A 16,629-nucleotide genomic window follows, 5' to 3' on the forward strand; every position below is an offset into this window, starting at 1 on the left:
AAGTGGATGCTGAAACAAGTTCAGCATGACGAAGTTAGGACAAGAATGCGCATCCTCCTCACCAATGACGACGGCATTAACGCCCCCGGCCTCAAGGTGCTGGAGGAAATCGCGCGCCAGTTCTCCGACGACATCTGGGTCTGCGCGCCGTCCGAGGAGCAATCGGGCGCAGGCCACTCGCTGACGCTCACCCGGCCTGTGCGCCTCCACAAGCATGGGCCTCGGCGCTTTGCCGTCAGCGGCACGCCGACCGACAGCGTGATGATGGCCCTGCGCGAGGTCATGCCTGAAGCGCCCGACATCATCCTCTCAGGGGTCAACCGCGGCGCCAATCTTGCCGACGACATCACCTATTCGGGCACCGTCTCCGCCGCGATCGAGGGCGCGCTGGCGGGCGTGCGCTCCATCGCCTTCAGCCAGGTCTACGCCCGCGAGGGCATGGGCGACGAGGTGCCCTTTGGCGCGGCAAGCGCGTGGGGAGCCAAGGTGCTCGAAAAGCTGATCGACGCGCCGATGGCCGATCGCACGCTCATCAACGTCAACTTCCCCGCCATCCTCGCTGATGACGTGAAGGGCATCCGCGTGGTCCGCCAGGGCTTTCACGATTACGCGCGCGGCACCATCGTCGAGGGCCGCGATCCGCGCGGCTACCGCTATTTCTGGTTCGGGCTCGACCAGATCGAGCACACCCTCGACCACGGCACCGACCTCGAGGCGATCGAGGAAGGCTATGTCGCGGTGACCCCGCTCCAGCTCGATCTCACCCACTATTCGACCATCGGCATCCTCGCCGAACGGTTCGCCTGAGGGGCGCGGCGCGGATGGCCGAAACGCCCAGCCGCAACCCGTTCAAGCGCAAAACGCTGCTCGCCGACCAGTTCCGCCCGCTCAGGCGGCAGGTGAAGCTCCCCGTCTGGGGCGACCTCGGCCTGCGGCTCGGCCTCGCCTTCCTGCTGATCGCGCTGGTGGTCGCGATCCACTGGTGGGACCGCGAGGGGCTGAAAGACGGGCATGACGGCGTCATCAGCTTCCTCGATGTCGTCTATTTCACGATGATCTCGATCACCACGACCGGGTTCGGCGACATTGCCCCGATCTCGGACCGCGCGCGCCTGATCGAGGCGGTGATCGTCACCCCCGTCCGCATCGCCGTCCTGTTCATCTTCGTGGGCGCGGCCTACGATTTCGTCATCAAGCGCAGCTGGGAGAAGTTTCGCATGGCCCGCATCCAGGAACAGCTCACCGGCCACGTGGTGGTGCTGGGCTACGGCACCTCCAACAGCCAGAGCGTCGGAGAGCTGATCGAACGCGGCATCGATCCACGCTGCATCGTGGTGATCGACCCTTCGGAAGAGCGCTTGGCCGAGGCCGAGAAGCTCGGTGTCAATGTCATGGCCGCCGATGCGACGCGTGACGAGAACCTCAAGGCGGTCCGCATCGCCGAGGCGCAGAGCGTGCTGGTGAGCGCGGGGCGGGACGACACCTCGATCCTGATCGTGCTGACGGTGCGCCACCTCGCGCCCAAGGTGCCGATCAGCGTGGTGGTGCGCGCCGAGGACAACGAGCTGCTGGCGCGGCAGGCGGGGGCCAACAACGTCATCAACCCGGTGCGCTTCACCGGGCTGCTGCTGGCCGGCAGCGTCAAGGGCGCACACATCGCCGACTACCTCGCCGACCTCGCCAGCGTCGGCGGCCGGGTGCAGCTGGTCGAGCGGGTGGTGAGCGCGGAGGAGTGCGGCAAGCCGATCACCGACCTCCAGAGCGGCGGCACGGGCCTCCGCGTATACCGCAATGGCCGCGCTATCGGCTTCTGGGAGGACGAGTGCCAGATGCTCCAACCCGGCGACGTGGTGGTCGAGATCGTCCCGACTGCGCCGAGCGAGCGCTAGCTACATCGTCTCCAGCACGGCGCCTGCCGCAAGCCACGCCTCTTCCGCTTCGGCAAGGGCATCGGCGACAGCCGACCGCTTGGTCAGCAGACCCTGCATCTTGGCCCCGACCTGACCGCCCGCATCGCTGCTCAGTTCGAGGATCCTGCCGTCGAGCTGCTCCAGCTCTGCCGTCAGGCGGGCAATGTTCGCCTCCGCCTTGTCGAACTGCGACTTGGCCGAGCGCCGGTCCCCTGCACTCGCCGTGGCGGCGCGGTCGCCGGACGGCTTGCCGCGCCGGTCGCCCTTGGGCTGGCCGCGACCGAGGATGAAGTCGATGTAGTCATCCATGCTGCCGTCATATTCGCGCGCCGTCCCGCCATCGACGAGGAACAGCCGATCCGCTGTCAGCTCGACCATGTGGCGATCGTGGCTGATAAGGATGACCGCGCCCGAATAGTCGTTCAGGGCCTGCACCAGCGCCTCGCGCGCGTCGACATCGAGGTGGTTGGTCGGCTCGTCGAGGATCAGCAGATGCGGGGCATCACGCGTGATCAGTGCCAGCGCGAGGCGAGCGCGTTCTCCGCCCGACAGCTTGTCGACCCGCTGGTTCGCGCGCGGGCCGGAAAAGCCGAAACGCCCCAGCTGCGCGCGCACCGCGGCTTGCGATTGCCCCTCCATCGCGCGGTTCATCAGATCGAGAGGGGTGTCCTCGCCCGCCAGTTCCTCGACCTGATACTGGGTGAAGTATCCGACCTTGAGCTTGCCGGGCGCGTTCACCGCCCCTTCGGCGGGGGTCAATTGCGCCGCGAGCAGACGCGCGAGCGTGGTCTTGCCGTTGCCATTGCGGCCCAGCAGCGCGATGCGATCATCGGCCTCGATCCGGAAGTTCAGCCGCTTGAGGATCGGCGGCGCTTCTCCATAGCCGACGGCGGCCTGTTCCAGCGTGATCATCGGCGATTTCATCTCGGCCGGATCGGGGAAATCGAAGCTCAGCGTCGGATCTTCCATCAGCGCAGCGATCGGCTGCATCTTGGCGAGCATCTTGGCACGCGATTGCGCCTGCTTTGCGGTCGAGGCACGGGCGGAATTGCGCGCGACGTAATCGCGCAGGCGAGCGGCCTGCGCCTCTTGCGAGGCCTTGGCCGCTGCGAGCTGCGCGGCGCGCTCTGCCCGCTGCTTCTCGAAGGCGTCATAGCCGCCCGGATAGAGCGTCAGCTGCCCGCCCTGCAAATGCAGGATGTGATCGACAACCTTGTTGAGAAGGTCGCGTTCATGACTGATCACCACCAGCGTCGCCGGATAGGACTTGAGGAAGTTCTCAAGCCATAGCGTCGCTTCCAAGTCGAGGTGGTTCGACGGCTCGTCGAGAAGCAGGATGTCGGGTTCGGAAAACAGGAGCGCGCCCAGCGCGATGCGCATCTTCCAGCCGCCCGAGAAGCTGTCGACCGGGCGCTGCTGCATCTCCTCGTCGAAGCCGAGGCCGTTCAGGATCTTGGCCGCGCGCGCCGGGGCGGAATAGGCGTCGATCGCGAGCAAGCGTTCGTGGACATCGCCCATGCGGTCCATATCGGTGCAGGTTTCCAGCTCGGCCAGCAGCGCCGCGCGCTCGGTGGCGGAAGCCAGCACGACCTCCTCGGGGGTCATTGAACCACTTGGCGCTTCCTGCGCAATGTAACCGATCCGCGCGCGCGCGGGCTTGGAGATTTCGCCGTCGTCGGGTTCGATCTCGCCGATCAGAGCCTTCATCAGCGTCGACTTGCCCGCGCCATTGCGACCGATCAGGCCGACGCGCGCGCCAACCGGCACGGTCGCGCTGGCGCGCTCGAGAATGGCCCGGCCGCCGAGCCGGACAGTGACGCTGTCGATGGTAAGCATGGGGGCGCCCTTAACAGGCTATCGGGAGCAGCCCAAAGGAATTCCCGTGCCGGTCAGCTGCGGAACCACACGAAGACCCCGCCCATCGCCGCCATGCCCACGAGGAAGTGCCCGGCGTCGATCAGGAACAGGCCGAGCGGCTTCCTGAGAAAGAGGTAGTTGATCCCGATCGCCGGGATCATGACGCCGCCCGCAAAGCCCACCGCCATCATCATCACCACGAAGGGCTTCGGATCGGTGCGGGCGAGGAGGTGCCACAGCACCATCGCGATCAGCATCTCGAACAGGAAGGCGAGCGCGAAGATCACGCCCATGTTCCCCTCGCGCAGCTGGGTGTTGGAAAGGCCCGCCGCGCGCTGCCACGGCGCCGCGAAGATCACCCCGTACCACAGCGCGCCGACGATGAAGAAGGCGGCGGTTCCGGCCAGCACCGGCCAGAGGGCGAAATCGCTCATGTGTGTGCTCCTGCCCGTTCGGGCCATTCGAGGGTGAGCGCACCGCCCTCGGGCAGGGCACTCCATGCGGCGAGGAAGGGGTCGAGGCCGTCGCGGATCGCGCCCAGCTTGGCCGCCACACCTTCAGGCGGCGGCACGTGGCTCGCGGCCCACGCGGGCTCGGCCATCGCGAGGATGCTGGCGTCATCCGCCCCGCCGCCCCAGCTTGCGGCCTCGAAGCATTCGACGAGGCGCTCGGCCTGGATCAGCTCGACGATCCCCGCGTCAGGCTCGCCTGCCCGCTTGGCGCTGGCATGGCCGCCCGCCAGCGCCAGGGCCTGCACGTCCTCGGGCGCCATCCCGCCCGCGACCAGCCCCCAGAACCCGCGCTGCATGCCCAGCGCGCGCTCGACGAAGAAGTGGTAGGCGTCGTGCGGATAGGGGCCCTTCTTGGGGAAGCCGAAGTCGGCGCGCGAGCCGTCTGCACGCGTCACGGCGACGTGGTCCTGACGGCTGCCCTTGGTGATCGCGATGCGCATGGGCGCGGGTGTAGCGCAAGCCGGGGCGGGCGGGTAGCCGCCTCAGATGACGCCCTCAGATGACATATGCGAACTCTTCCTCGGCCGGGGTTGCCTTGCGCCCGCGCATCTCCGCGTCGAGCTGGACCACGGTGCGGCTCGCGGTCTTGACGAAGACGCCGGGCACCAGAGCGTGGACCATGCAGGCCAGTCCCCCGATCGTCATGCGCCAGCCGAAGCTGAAGGCGGTGCGGGCGTGCTGGCCATAGGTCTCCCCGATGGCGCGCGGATGGTCGGTGAAGAGCTTGGCGATCATGCGCCCCAGATGCCCGCCGGGAGCACCTCCGGTCAAGCCTAGCGCTCGGGGCCTACACAGTGTAGGGGCCGCGCCGCTATGACCTCCGCCCCCACCACTCTCCCGGACCAGAAGAAGATCGGCATGGTCAGCCTCGGCTGCCCCAAGGCGCTGGTCGATTCCGAGCGCATCCTCACCCGCCTGCGGGCCGATGGCTATGCCTTCGCCGAGGACTATGCGGGCGCGGACGTGGTGCTGGTGAACACCTGCGGCTTCCTCGATTCCGCCAAGGAAGAGAGCCTTGCCGCCATCGGCGAGGCGATTGCCGAGAACGGCCGGGTGATCGTGACGGGTTGCATGGGCGAGGAGGCCGACGCGATCCGGGCGGTTCATCCGCAGGTGCTCGCGGTGACGGGCGCGCATCAATACGAGCAGGTGGTCGAGGCGGTGCACACCCACGCCCCGCCCTCGCAGGGGCCCTTCGTCGACCTGATCCCGCAGCCGTCCGACACCGACATCAAGCTGACGCCGCGGCACTACAGCTACCTCAAGATTTCCGAGGGCTGCAATCACTCCTGCGCCTTCTGCATCATCCCCAGCCTGCGCGGGAAGCTCGCCAGCCGCCGGATCGACGCGGTGCTGCGCGAGGCCGAGAAGCTGGTCGCGGCGGGGACGAAGGAGTTCCTGATCATCTCGCAGGACACCAGTGCCTACGGGGTCGATACCCGCCACGAACCGCGCATGTGGCACGGCCGCGAGGTGCGCGCGCACATGACCGACATGGCGCGCGAACTGGGCAGCTTGCGCACCCCCGAAGGCGCCGCGCCGTGGGTGCGCCTCCACTACGTTTACCCCTACCCCCACGTCGATCAGGTCATCCCGCTGATGGCCGAGGGGCTGCTCACCCCCTATCTCGACATCCCCTTCCAGCACGCGGCGCCCAAGGTGCTGAAGCTGATGAAGCGCCCGGCGAACGAGGCCAAGGTGCTCGAGCGGCTGAAGTCGTGGCGCGCGATCTGCCCTGACATCGCGATCCGCTCCTCCTTCGTGGTCGGCTTTCCGGGGGAGACCGAGGACGACTTCCGCTACCTGCTCGACTGGCTCGAGGAAGCCCAGCTCGACCGCGTCGGCGCCTTCCGCTTCGAACCGGTCGAAGGTGCGGCGGCCAACGCCCTGCCCGATCAGGTGCCCGAGGAGATCAAAGAAGAACGCTACGCCCGGATCATGGAACTGACCGAGCGCATCAGTGCCGCCAAGCTCGCCGCCAAGGTCGGCCGCACGCTCCCCGTCATCATCGACGAGGTCGGCGAGGCTGACGAGGACGGCGATATCGGCGCCACCGGACGCTCGCAGGCCGACGCGCCCGAGATCGACGGTGCGGTCTACCTGCGCAACGTGCCCGCGAGTCTCAAGCCCGGCGACATCGTCGAGGCGACCATCGAGGATGCCGACGCGCACGACCTGTTCGGCGTGATCGCGCGTTAACCGGTCGCCGCCGCCCGTCCCCCGCAGGGACGCACCACGGTTAACCTCTGGCAACCTTGCGGCTAACGCGGCATATTCACGCCCATGATCCGCGTTCTCGCCTTCCTGATCGCCGTTGCCGCGCTGCAATTCGCGGCCTTCGCGCAAGTCGCCAGCACTCCCGACGCCGGGCGCTCCGCCGATGCGGCGGAGGTGGTCGCAGCTAAGGCGCGCGGCACGTTCGAGGAAATCGATCCGGATAGCGTGATGGCCCCGGCCGAAGAGGCCGCAGCAGTTTATGCCGGGCTGCCGCCGCTCGGCAGCGCGGCCGCTCCTGCCGCGTCTGCGCCCGCCGATCCCGATGCCGATGCCCCGCGCGGTCCGGCAGTGCGGATGATTGCGGCGCCGGTGGTGCAGACCCTACCCGTTGCACCCGCTCCCGAGCCCGCCGCACCCAAGCTCGCACCCGCGCCCGCTGCGGCCGCGCCTGCCGGCAATGGCGGCTTCGTGATCAGGTCGATCCTCCCGATCGAGGGCACGATCCGCTACGGCGACTGGTTCTGGGACGAAAGCGCCGCGCCGGCCACAGGCCAGCTGGTCATCACCGTCGATCTCGACGCGCGCGTCATCAGCGCCTTCCGCGACGGGCACGAAATCGGCACCGCCGTCGTTCTGGTCGGCACGCAGGAGCACCCGACCCCGCTCGGCGTGTTCCCGATCCTCACCAAGGAGCGCGACAACGTCTCCGAGAAGTACAACAACGCGCCGATGCCCTGGACCCTGCGGCTAACGCGTGACGGGGTGGCGATCCACGGCTCGCCGGTGATGAACGGCTATGCCAGCCACGGCTGCATCGGCGTGCCCGACGATTTCGCCGCCAAGCTCTTCGCGGCCGCCAAGCGCGGGGACAAGGTGATCATCACCCGTGGCAAGATGGTCGGCGTGGGCGACAAGATTCTCTGATTTTCGGCCACCTTTGGTGGCGCAGACCTCCCGCCCCGCCTTTCCACCCGGCCACCAATGATACCATAGGCTATGGTGGCCGGGTGGAAAGGCGGGGCGGGAGGTCTGCGTTTCGCGCCAGCGAAACCGCAAACAAATATCAATTCACACGCCCCCGCGCAGGTTCCGGCCGGAAGCGCCAGACGCGCATGGCAACGCCGACCTTCTCGACCTTCTCCACCCCCGGCACCGCCAGCACCCCACCGAGCGAAGCGTTCTCGCCCGCCCATAGCCGCTCCCACGCCCGCGCCGCCTCGCTGCGGGTGGCGTGCCCCCCCAGCTCGCGGATGATCCTGAGGATCGTCTCGATCGCAATGATACGCGGCACGTTGGCGCAATAGCTGAAGCCGGGCGTGCCGGTGTCGCTGTCCTCGCGCATCACCATCTCGTGCCAGTCGAGCTCGGCATACCATTCGAGCGCCTGCCATCCTTCCGCGATATGCACGGCGCTGACGGCGATCTGCACGGGGTCGAGCCAGTCGGCGCTCGCGAGCGCCGCGCGCAGGCGGGCGCGGTCGAAGGCGGGATCGGTGTTTGTCGGGTCTTGCGCGGGCGTGATCCCCGACGCCGCCACCACCGCCGCCAGCTCGGCCTTGCGCCACCCCAGCAGCGGACGCAGCAGCAGGACATCGCTCTCCTCGATCCGCCCGCGCGGACGCACCCCGGCGAGGCCCGCGAGGCCGCTCCCGCGGTTCAAACGCATCAGCAGGGTCTCGGCCTGATCATCGGCATGGTGCGCGGTGGCGACGGCGCCGAGGCCCGCGTCCTGCGCCCAGCGCGCCAGCGCCGCATAGCGCGCCGCGCGTGCCTGTGCCGGGACATTGCCGGGGGCGAGCGTCACCGCGAGGGGCGTGAAGGGAATGCCGCGCGCGGCGGCAAGGCGCGCGACCAGCGCGACCTCGCCCGCCGCTTCGGGCCTGAGGCCATGATCGACGCTGGCGACCGCGATGCGCCCGGGCAGCGCCTCATGTGCAAGCAGCAGCAGCGCGAGGCTGTCCGGCCCACCCGATACGGCGAGCCCAAGCGGACGCCCCTCTCGCTCGTCCTCAGGCCACAGCGCCACCAGATCCGCCGCAAAGCGCGCGGCGGCAGGCTCTAGCTGCACTTCACCTTCGCACGGGTCGCCTGAAACTCGTTCGCGAGCCGCCCGGAAGCGATCAGCGGATAGGTGTCGGCAAACTCGGCCAGCGCGATGCAGGCACGCTTGGTGTCGTTCATCGCGATCATCGATGCGCCGAGATAAAGCAGGCTGTCAGGCGCGCGATCGCCGGCCTTGTTGGCCTGGTAGTTCTTGAGGAACCACTGCGCGGCCTCCTTGGGCATCTTGTCGTCGAGGAACGCGCGGCCGAGCAGGTTGCGGCCGAAGCTGATGCGCGTGTGGTTGGGGTACTGCTCGACGAACTTGGTGAGCTGCTGGCGCGCTTCGGGGAAGAAGCCTGCGCTCCACAGGCGGAAGCCGTAGGAATACTCGTCGTCGCCCGCATCGGCGGTCTGCGGCTTGGCGATCGCCTGTACCGCGGCAAGGCGCGCGGCGCTCGGCGTGGCCGCGGGCGGCGGAGTAGTCGCCGGCGCGGGCTTGGGCGCGGGGGTGAGCGTAGGCGCGGATGCGGGGGTCGTCACCGCCGGCTTGGGGGCAGGCGTGGTCGCGGCGGCCACGGTTGCGGCGGGCTGCGGCGTCGGCAGCGCAGGCGCGGTCGTCGCCGGAACCGCAGCGAGCGGGGCGTTGGCGGCTGTCTCCAGCGCGGCGAGGCGCGCTTCCATCTGCGCCAGCGCATTGGCCTGCTCTTCCGAGCGCGCGGTCAGTGATTGCAGCTGCGCTTCGAGCGCATCGAGCCGCACGAGGATGTCAGTCACCGCGGTGGTCGCGGGCACGCCGCTGTTGATGGTCGGGGTCGCCGTGGCGGTGCCCTGCGTGCCGGGCGCGATCTGCGGCTCGAAGAACTTGCCGTCACCGCCCGGGAAGACCTTGCGCTGGAGCGCCCGCACTTCGGCCTCGATCTTCTTGAGCCGCGCCTCGGCGGCGCTGTCCTGCGCGATTGCCGGGACGGGCGCCGTGGCGACAGTCGCCGCGGTCGCGACCATCAGCGATGCACCGGCAAGGCGCAGGGTGATGTTCTTCAGGCGGGTGGTCATGGCTCGTCAGGCTCCCTGGCATACAACGCGCGGGTGGTGCGGCGCGCGACATGAACGGTTGCGGAATTCCTGCCTTGCACGCGCGCGCAAGTCGAGAGCGGCAAGCCCCCTAATCAACCGGAAAACAGTTAACGCGTGGCGGCGGCGGGGGCTGCGGGAGCCGGTGCAGGCTCGCTCGCCGGAGCGGTCGTGGTTGCCGGTACAGCCTCGCCCGACGCTGCGGGTGTCGAGGTGCGGCGGCGCGGCGGACGGGGTGCCGAAAGCGGCACGATCTCGCCAGCCGCCGGGGTCGCCGCGGTCGCGGGCACGGGAGTCGCCGCCCGCGCCGCCAGCGCGGCTGCCGAGACCGCAACGCCGGAGATCGTCTGCGGCGTTTCGGCCAGCTTGGCGACGCTCTGCCCGCCGACCGTGACCGCCAGCGCATCGGGCCGTCCGGTGTTGATCCGCGGATCGCGCGCGGCCGTCGGCACTTCGAGCGTCTCGCCCTTCTTGAGCGTGCGCTCGGTCAGGCGCTCGCCGCCTTCCTCGTAGAGCCGCACCCAGATGCCGTCCTCCAGCGCGGTGAACACCACCGGGCCGGCGAGCGCGGGCGTGGTCGTAGCGGCGGGGGCAGGCGCGGGAGCCGTGGCGGTCGCCTCGGGCTCGGGCGTCAGCAGCGAGCCCGGCTCGGTTCCGGCGCCGAAATAGGTGTTGTAGAAGGCGAAGATTCCGATCGCGAGGATCAGCACCGCGCCCGCCGCCGCCCAGGCGAGGCCGGACGAGGGCAACCGCGCCGGATCGCCCGGCTCCATCGCCGATGACGGCACGGTGCGCCGCATCGATCCGTCGGCCAGCTCTGCGCGGACGGCCTCGGTAATCGCGACATCGTCGAGCCCCACTGCCTTGGCATAGGTGCGCGAGAAGCCGATCGCATAGGCGCGGGACGGCAGGCTCTCGAAATCGCCTGCCTCGATCGCTTCGAGATGGCGCAGCGGAATGCGCGTTTCGGCCGCGATATGCGACAGCTCCAGGCGCCGCGCCTCGCGCGCCTTGCGCAAGGTTGCGCCGGGGCCGGCAACATCGGAGAGGGGCGCAGCATCTGCGCTGTTGGTATCGTCGCTGTCCATGACCCGGGTCCCCGCGCCTTCTTTCGAGGCGGTCAGTGAGAGTGGCTGCGTGAATTACGCTTGAATGCGGAAGTCACCCTTGGGCCGCTTCCTGTCAAGCGTTGGCTTAGCATGCTGTCGCGCCCGCCGCACGCTTCTCCGCAAGGCGGCCTTAATCATATTCGATGTCGCGCGCGTCGGCCCAGGCCGATAGCTGTTCGCGCAGGTTCGGCCCCGGATTGGCGAGCCAGCCGTTCATCGCGGCGGTGAGCTCGGCAAGGTCAACCTTGCGCACCAGTTCCTTGATCGGGCCGACGGCGGCAGGCGTGATCGAGAGGCGGCGGTAGCCGATCCCCAACAGCGCCAGCGCCTCGAGCCTGCGACCGCCCATCTCGCCGCACACGCCGATGTCCACGCCGCTGCCGATGCTGTTCTGGATCACACGGCGCAGGAAGCGCAGGATCGAGGGGCTGAGCCAGTCGTAGCGCTCGGCCAGTTTGGGGTTGGCGCGATCGGCGGCGAACAGGAACTGGGTGAGGTCGTTGGTCCCGATCGACAGGAAGCTGAGGCGCGGCAGCAGCATGTCGAGCACTTCGGCGAGCGCGGGCACTTCCAGCATCGCGCCGAAATGGATGCGTTCGGGCAGCAGCTTCTTCTGCGCGCGCAGGAAGGCCAGCTGTTCGTCGAACACCTGCTTGGCGGCGTCGAACTCCCACGGCTCGGAGACCATCGGGAACATGACATAGAGCGAGCGTCCGGCGGCGGCTTCCAGCAGGGAGCGCGCCTGGATCTTCATCAGACCCTCGCGTTCGAGCGCAAGCCGCAGCGCGCGCCAGCCCATCGCCGGGTTCTCGTCCTGCGCGGCGATCTCGGAGGCGAGGTAAGGCACCGACTTGTCCCCGCCGATATCGACCGTGCGGAAGATCACCGGCTTGTCGCCCGCCGCATCTAGCACGTCGCGGTAGAGCCGCGTCTGGCGCTCGCGCTGCGGCAGGGTGGCCGAAACGAGGAACTGGAATTCGGTGCGGAACAGGCCGACGCCGTCCGCGCCGGTCAGCGCCAGCGCGGTCATGTCGTCGCGCAGGCCGGCATTCATCATCACCTGAATGCGGGTGCCGCAGCGGGTGAAGGGCTCGACGTCCTTCAATGCCGCATATTGCGCCTGCTTCTCGCGGCTCTTGGCGAAGCGCGTCTGGAAGGCATCGGCGACCTGCGGCAGCGGGCGGACGATGGCGCTGCCCGCGCTCGCATCGAGCAGGATCTCGTCGCCCTCGCGGATCGTGGTGCGCACGCCCTTGGCCCGGCCGATCACGGGGACGTTCATCGCGCGCGCGACAATCACCACGTGGGCGGTGAGCGAGCCTTCCTCGAGGATCACCCCCTTCAGCCGCCGCTTGTCGTATTCGAGCAGCTCGGCGGGGCCGAGGTTGCGCGCGATCAGGATCGTGTCGCGGCGCAGGCCTTGGCTGGCCGCGGTCCCGACCTGCCCCGCCACGATCCGCAGCAGGCGGTTCGCGAGGTCTTCGAGGTCGTGCATCCGGTCGGCGAGCAGCGGATCGTCGATCTCGCGCATCCGCATCCGGGTGTGTTGCTGCACGCGCTCGATCGCGGCCTCGGCGGTGAGACCGCTGTCGATTGCCTCGTTGATGCGCCGCGACCAGCCCTCGTCATAGGCGAACATCTTGTAGGTCTCGAGCACCTCCTCGTGCTCGCCCCCGATGCCGAACTCCGCCTGGCTGGCGAGGGTATCGATCTGCTCGCGCATCTTGTCGAAGGCGCGGTAGACGCGCTGGCGTTCGGCCTCGATGTCCTCGGCCATGACCTGCGTGATCTCGACGCGCGGCTGGTGGTAGACCGCGTGGCCCGCGCCGAGACCCTTTACCAGCGTCAGGCCCGAAAGCGTCTGCGGCCCGGTCATCTCGGCGGTGAGGCCGAGCGCCTGTTCCTCGTCGATCAGCTCGGCATTGGCGATCAGTTCGGACAGCACCATGGCGGTGGTCTGAAGCGCCTCGATCTCGACCTCTTCGTAACGGCGCGGCTCGACGTGCTGGACGCACAGCACGCCCACCGCGCGCTCGCGGTAGACGATGGGAACGCCCGCAAAGGAGTGGAACTTTTCCTCGCCCGTTTCGGGGCGGTACTGGAAGTCGGGGTGCGCCTTGGCCTCGGCGAGGTTGAGCGTCTCGACCTTCTTGGCGATCGCGCCCGTCAGCCCCTCGCCGATCGCCATGCGGGTGACGTGCACCGCGCTCTGGTTGAGGCCGCGGGTGGCGAAGAGTTCGAGCATCCCTTCGCGCAGCAGATAGATCGAGCAGACCTCGCTCGACAGGCATTCGCCGATAATCTCGACCACCTGGTCGAGCTTGCCCTGCGCGTGGAGGCGCGAGGCCATCACCTCGGTCAGGCGGGTCAGGATCTGGCGGGCGGCGGCGGCAGCGGTCATGTCCCCGCGGGTGTATTCATTCCGCGCGGCAAATGCAAAACCCCTGATCGCCCAAAGGGCAACATCGCGCCGCCCGCCCGGCCCCCTTCAGGGCCGGGTCGCAGCGATCCGCGCCGGTCAGACGCCGGCGATTTCTTCCTTCAGTCGCAGTTTCTGCTTCTTGAGAGACTGGATCGTCGCGGTGTCGGGCACGGGCCGGGCCAGTTCTTCGCGGATGCGGGCTTCGAGGCCGGCGTGCTTGGTCTGGAGGGCGTTGAGATGCGAGGACACTGCGGTCGATGCCATAGGGCGTTCTCCTGTCTAAGCGGGGGGATGCCCCCGGGCAGGCGACTCGGCCGACATGCGGCCGGGCCGCAGGTTCGAAAGAACCACAGCAAGGCTAGGTTGCAAAGCCCTGATCATTCCTTAAGCGGCGCATCCGCAGCGGCGTGCGACGAGCGGTGGGCCGGCATTCGCTCCGCAGCGGCGCAAAAACGCGTCGAGGCTCTACCCAATCCTTGCGGGAACGCGTAGCGACACGCGGCATTGGGACGGCTGACAGAGGCCGGAGTAAGGAATCAGGGGCTGGCATGACCGAGCAGGAGCTCAGGAAAAAGCTCGAATTGCTCAAGACCGAGCATCGCGACCTCGACGCCGCGATCACCGCCCTGACCGAGGCGGCGCGTGGTTCTGCGACCGCCGACATGCTCCAGATCGCCCGCCTCAAGAAACGCAAGCTGCGCCTGAAGGACCAGATCGCGATCATCGAGGACACACTGCTGCCGGACATCATCGCGTAGGGAACCGCCCCGCCCGCGCCCTTCATCCTTACCAGAATCCTAAATCTGTTCCCGGAAGGGACGGATGTGAAAATTGCTTGGAAAGTAACCATACCATAGTGGCGAGCCGCCTCCGGCAGGCGTATTCTCCCCGCCCATGGCTCGCACCACCAATCTTTCGCGCCCGATCATCGAGGCGCTCTACACCGAAGCGCTTGTTCTGGCAGACGAAGTGCGCGCGGTGTTTGCCGCCGGGGTGCGCGAGCCGATCGCGGGGGAGGACGCCTTCGTGCGCCTCGCGCTCTCGACCGAGGGTCTCAAGACCACCACCCGCATGATGCACGTGCTCGCGTGGCTTCTTAACCAACGCGCTCTTTTTTCAGGCGAATTGTCCGAGAACCAGGTTCGGCTTCACGGCGCGCTGCCGCCCGATCGCGGGTCGGACGCTGGCCAGCTGGCCCTGCTCGAGCCCGAGACCCGGGCGCTGATCGCCGATACCGAGAAGCTCCACCAGCGCATCGCCCGGCTGGACGAGGCGTGGCGCCAGCATTTCGAGATGACCTCGCCGGTGCGGGTCTTTCAGGACCGGATCGGACGCGAACTCGGCCGGCTCGGCTAGCACCCCCACCCCGGCAATGTTTCACGCGAAACATCGCGAAAAGCGGGGGTCTGGACGAGGCTAGAGGGGGTCTGGAAGGGGTCTGGAGGGGTGCTAGCCCGCGCTGGGTCCGCGCGAAGCCGCGATGAGCACCCTCTGGCTCACGCCGCCGCCAGCGCCTTGCGCCATGCCGCCAGCCGCGCGTCCCTGACCTCATCCGCCATCGTCGGTTCGAAGGTCGAGAGCCGCCCGCGCATCGTCTGGCAGGCGCTCGCGAGATCGGGATAGAGCCCCGCCCCCGCCGCCGCCAGCATCGCCGCGCCAAGCGCCGTGGTCTCGACGAAACCGGGCCGCTCGACCGTGATGCCGAGCACGTCGGCCAGATCCTGCGCCATCCAGTCGTTGGCCGACATCCCGCCATCGATCCGCAAGCTGGCCCAAGGCGCGCCATCGGCAGCGAAGGCTGTGGCGAGGTCGTGGGTCTGGTGCGCCATCGCCTCCAGCGCCGCGCGCGCGAGCTGCGCCTTGCCGCTCGCGAAGGAGAGCCCCGCGATCACGCCGCGCGCCTCGGCCCGCCAGTGCGGTGCGCCGAGCCCCGCCAGCGCGGGCACGATCACCACGCCGCCGCTGTCGGGGATCGAGCGCGCGAGCGCCTCGGTCTCGGAGGCCACTTCGACGATGCCGAGCGAATCCCTGAGCCACTGCACCAGGCTCCCGGCGACGAAGACCGAGCCTTCGATGGCATAGGTGCGCTGCCCATCGAGCTGGGTCAGCACCGTGCCGAGCAGGCGGTTCTTCGAGCGCGGAATGCGCCCGCCCTGACAGGTGAGCACGAAGGCCCCCGTGCCATAGGTCGCCTTGGTCTGGCCGGGCGCGAGGCAGCCCTGCCCCACGGTCGCGGCCTGCTGGTCGCCCGCGAGGCCGGTGATCGGGATGCTGCGTCCGAACAGGTCGGTCGCGGTCATGGCGAGCGGGCCGCAGGTATCGACCACCCCCGGCAATGCCGCGCGCGGCACGCCGAACAGGTCGCACAGCCCCTCGTCGAACTGGCCGTCCTCCAGCCCCATCAACAGTGTGCGGCTGGCGTTGCTCGCGTCCGTGATGTGTGCCGCCCCGCCGGTGAGCTTGAACACCAGCCAGCTCTCGATCGTCCCGAAAGCGAGCGTGCCCTTCTCCGCCGCCGCGCGCACCTCGGCGACGTTGTCGAGCATCCAGCGCATCTTGGTGCCCGAGAAATAGGGGTCGAGCAGCAGTCCGGTGCGCTCCTGCACCCCCGCTTCGTGGCCGCCCGCGCGCAGCTCGGCGCAGAAGGGCTCGGTGCGGCGATCCTGCCAGACGATGGCGTTGGTCAGCGGCTCACCGGTCTGGCGGTCCCACGCCACCACGGTCTCGCGCTGGTTGGTGATGCCGATGCAGGCAATCATCGCCGCCCCGCCCGCCTTGGGCATGATGGCCTGCGCACAGGCGAGCGTCTTGTCCCAGATTTCGCGCGGATCATGCTCGACCCAGCCCGCCTGCGGATAGTGCTGCGTCAGCTGCTCCTGCGCGGAGGCGACCAGCACGCCGTCCGAGGCGAACAGCATCGCGCGGGTGGAGGTCGTGCCTTCGTCGAGCACGAGGATGTAGTCGCTCATTGGTGGTCCTTGTATTCAATTTCGCCGAGATAAATCAGCGCAAAATCCGGGCCAGAGAAGGAGGTCGGGTGTGGAAATTGTCGTCGCTCCTGCCCGTCAGCCGAGCGGTCAACAACAACCATGATGAAGTGGGTCAGGATCATAGCGGCAGCGGTGGCGCGGCGAACAAATTCCTCAGCCCATTGCTCGCTATAGGAGGCGCAAATCGCCTCGGTCGGCACAGTGCTCGTGTCGACTTTGCCGACTTCCATGAAGTCGTGATCGTACCGGCGTTCACCTTGCGACCCGGCAAATTGCGACAGTGGCAACGGACCGTCGCCTTCGTCATTCGCGTCGGAATAGAAGGTTTCGTGATCCTCCTTCACGAATGCCTCAAAAGCGGCGTCGCTCTGGAAATGGCCAGCCCAGAATTGACTAAGCCAAGATCTCGTTGGTTGTGCCGCTTGCGAGGCCATAGGCGCCGACTTCCTCTCTCGCGATTGCCATATCCGTTTGGATCGAGCGAAGTCGAGACACCAT

The 16,629-nt window shown here is 68.2% G+C and carries 17 protein-coding genes; 6 read left to right on the forward strand and 11 right to left on the reverse strand.

The features are described 5' to 3' along the window. Window positions 1-45: 45 nt before the first annotated feature. Both surE and BZF57_RS09075 read left to right on the forward strand, forming a co-directional pair. Entirely contained in the window at window positions 46-807 is a 762-nt protein-coding gene (surE, locus tag BZF57_RS09070) for a 5'/3'-nucleotidase SurE (protein WP_086736924.1), read from the forward strand. A 14-nt stretch (window positions 808-821) separates the two neighbouring features. Further along, window positions 822-1,889, forward strand: coding sequence for a potassium channel family protein (locus tag BZF57_RS09075; RefSeq protein ID WP_086736926.1), 1,068 nt, complete (start codon window positions 822-824; stop codon window positions 1,887-1,889). Here the strand turns inward: BZF57_RS09075 and BZF57_RS09080 are convergent, their stop codons facing one another. Genes BZF57_RS09080 through BZF57_RS09095 form a run of 4 tightly spaced genes read right to left on the reverse strand, consistent with a single transcriptional unit; the run spans window position 1,890 to window position 5,014 of the window. Further along, window positions 1,890-3,746, reverse strand: a complete 1,857-nt coding sequence (locus tag BZF57_RS09080; RefSeq protein WP_086736928.1) for an ABC-F family ATP-binding cassette domain-containing protein — start codon at window positions 3,744-3,746, stop codon at window positions 1,890-1,892. It lies immediately after the preceding gene. Window positions 3,747-3,799: 53 nt separating this feature from the next. Then, entirely contained in the window at window positions 3,800-4,201 is a 402-nt protein-coding gene (locus tag BZF57_RS09085) for a DUF1761 domain-containing protein (RefSeq protein ID WP_086736930.1), read from the reverse strand. Continuing rightward, complete coding sequence (locus tag BZF57_RS09090) at window positions 4,198-4,719, reverse strand: hypothetical protein (protein WP_086736932.1); 522 nt, start codon at window positions 4,717-4,719, stop codon at window positions 4,198-4,200. The genes BZF57_RS09085 and BZF57_RS09090 overlap by 4 nt, the downstream gene beginning before the upstream one ends. 55 nt (window positions 4,720-4,774) lie before the next feature. Then, window positions 4,775-5,014 carry a DUF6356 family protein gene (locus tag BZF57_RS09095; protein WP_086736934.1) on the reverse strand — a complete coding sequence of 80 codons (240 nt, stop codon included), beginning with the start codon at window positions 5,012-5,014 and terminating at the stop codon, window positions 4,775-4,777. 78 nt (window positions 5,015-5,092) lie between these two features. Here BZF57_RS09095 and rimO point away from each other — a divergent pair, with 78 nt between their 5' ends. Then, window positions 5,093-6,478 (forward strand): 30S ribosomal protein S12 methylthiotransferase RimO, encoded by a 1,386-nt coding sequence (rimO, locus tag BZF57_RS09100; RefSeq protein WP_086736936.1) that lies wholly within the window; start codon window positions 5,093-5,095, stop codon window positions 6,476-6,478. A gap of 84 nt (window positions 6,479-6,562) precedes the next feature. Further along, window positions 6,563-7,420, forward strand: coding sequence for a L,D-transpeptidase family protein (locus tag BZF57_RS09105; RefSeq protein ID WP_086736938.1), 858 nt, complete (start codon window positions 6,563-6,565; stop codon window positions 7,418-7,420). Between the two features lie 139 nt (window positions 7,421-7,559). Here BZF57_RS09105 and tilS read toward each other — a convergent pair whose 3' ends face one another. The 5 genes from tilS to BZF57_RS09130 form a co-directional block, all read right to left on the reverse strand. Then, window positions 7,560-8,564 (reverse strand): tRNA lysidine(34) synthetase TilS, encoded by a 1,005-nt coding sequence (gene tilS / locus BZF57_RS09110; protein WP_086736940.1) that lies wholly within the window; start codon window positions 8,562-8,564, stop codon window positions 7,560-7,562. Further along, window positions 8,555-9,592 carry a tetratricopeptide repeat protein gene (locus tag BZF57_RS09115; RefSeq protein ID WP_086736942.1) on the reverse strand — a complete coding sequence of 346 codons (1,038 nt, stop codon included), beginning with the start codon at window positions 9,590-9,592 and terminating at the stop codon, window positions 8,555-8,557. The genes tilS and BZF57_RS09115 overlap by 10 nt, the downstream gene beginning before the upstream one ends. A gap of 128 nt (window positions 9,593-9,720) precedes the next feature. After that, window positions 9,721-10,698 (reverse strand): helix-turn-helix domain-containing protein, encoded by a 978-nt coding sequence (locus BZF57_RS09120; protein WP_086736944.1) that lies wholly within the window; start codon window positions 10,696-10,698, stop codon window positions 9,721-9,723. Between the two features lie 151 nt (window positions 10,699-10,849). Beyond that, on the reverse strand, window positions 10,850-13,120 hold the full coding sequence (gene ptsP / locus BZF57_RS09125) for a phosphoenolpyruvate--protein phosphotransferase (RefSeq protein WP_086736946.1): 2,271 nt from the start codon (window positions 13,118-13,120) through the stop codon (window positions 10,850-10,852). Window positions 13,121-13,237: 117 nt separating this feature from the next. Then, window positions 13,238-13,405: a YdcH family protein gene (locus BZF57_RS09130; protein ID WP_086736948.1), complete on the reverse strand. Its 168-nt coding sequence runs from the start codon at window positions 13,403-13,405 to the stop codon at window positions 13,238-13,240. Window positions 13,406-13,689: 284 nt separating this feature from the next. Here BZF57_RS09130 and BZF57_RS09135 point away from each other — a divergent pair, with 284 nt between their 5' ends. Then, window positions 13,690-13,899 carry a YdcH family protein gene (locus tag BZF57_RS09135; RefSeq protein WP_086736950.1) on the forward strand — a complete coding sequence of 70 codons (210 nt, stop codon included), beginning with the start codon at window positions 13,690-13,692 and terminating at the stop codon, window positions 13,897-13,899. Window positions 13,900-14,035: 136 nt separating this feature from the next. Next, window positions 14,036-14,497, forward strand: a complete 462-nt coding sequence (locus BZF57_RS09140) for a DUF1465 family protein (RefSeq protein WP_086736952.1) — start codon at window positions 14,036-14,038, stop codon at window positions 14,495-14,497. 140 nt (window positions 14,498-14,637) lie between these two features. Here BZF57_RS09140 and glpK read toward each other — a convergent pair whose 3' ends face one another. Continuing rightward, complete coding sequence (gene glpK, locus BZF57_RS09145) at window positions 14,638-16,110, reverse strand: glycerol kinase GlpK (RefSeq protein ID WP_086736954.1); 1,473 nt, start codon at window positions 16,108-16,110, stop codon at window positions 14,638-14,640. Then, window positions 16,107-16,565 (reverse strand): immunity 22 family protein, encoded by a 459-nt coding sequence (locus BZF57_RS21220; RefSeq protein WP_162290975.1) that lies wholly within the window; start codon window positions 16,563-16,565, stop codon window positions 16,107-16,109. Before BZF57_RS21220 ends, glpK begins: the two co-directional genes overlap by 4 nt. Window positions 16,566-16,629 lie beyond the last annotated feature (64 nt).

This window comes from Erythrobacter colymbi (assembly GCF_002155685.1).
GTDB classification, from domain to species: domain Bacteria; phylum Pseudomonadota; class Alphaproteobacteria; order Sphingomonadales; family Sphingomonadaceae; genus Erythrobacter; species Erythrobacter colymbi.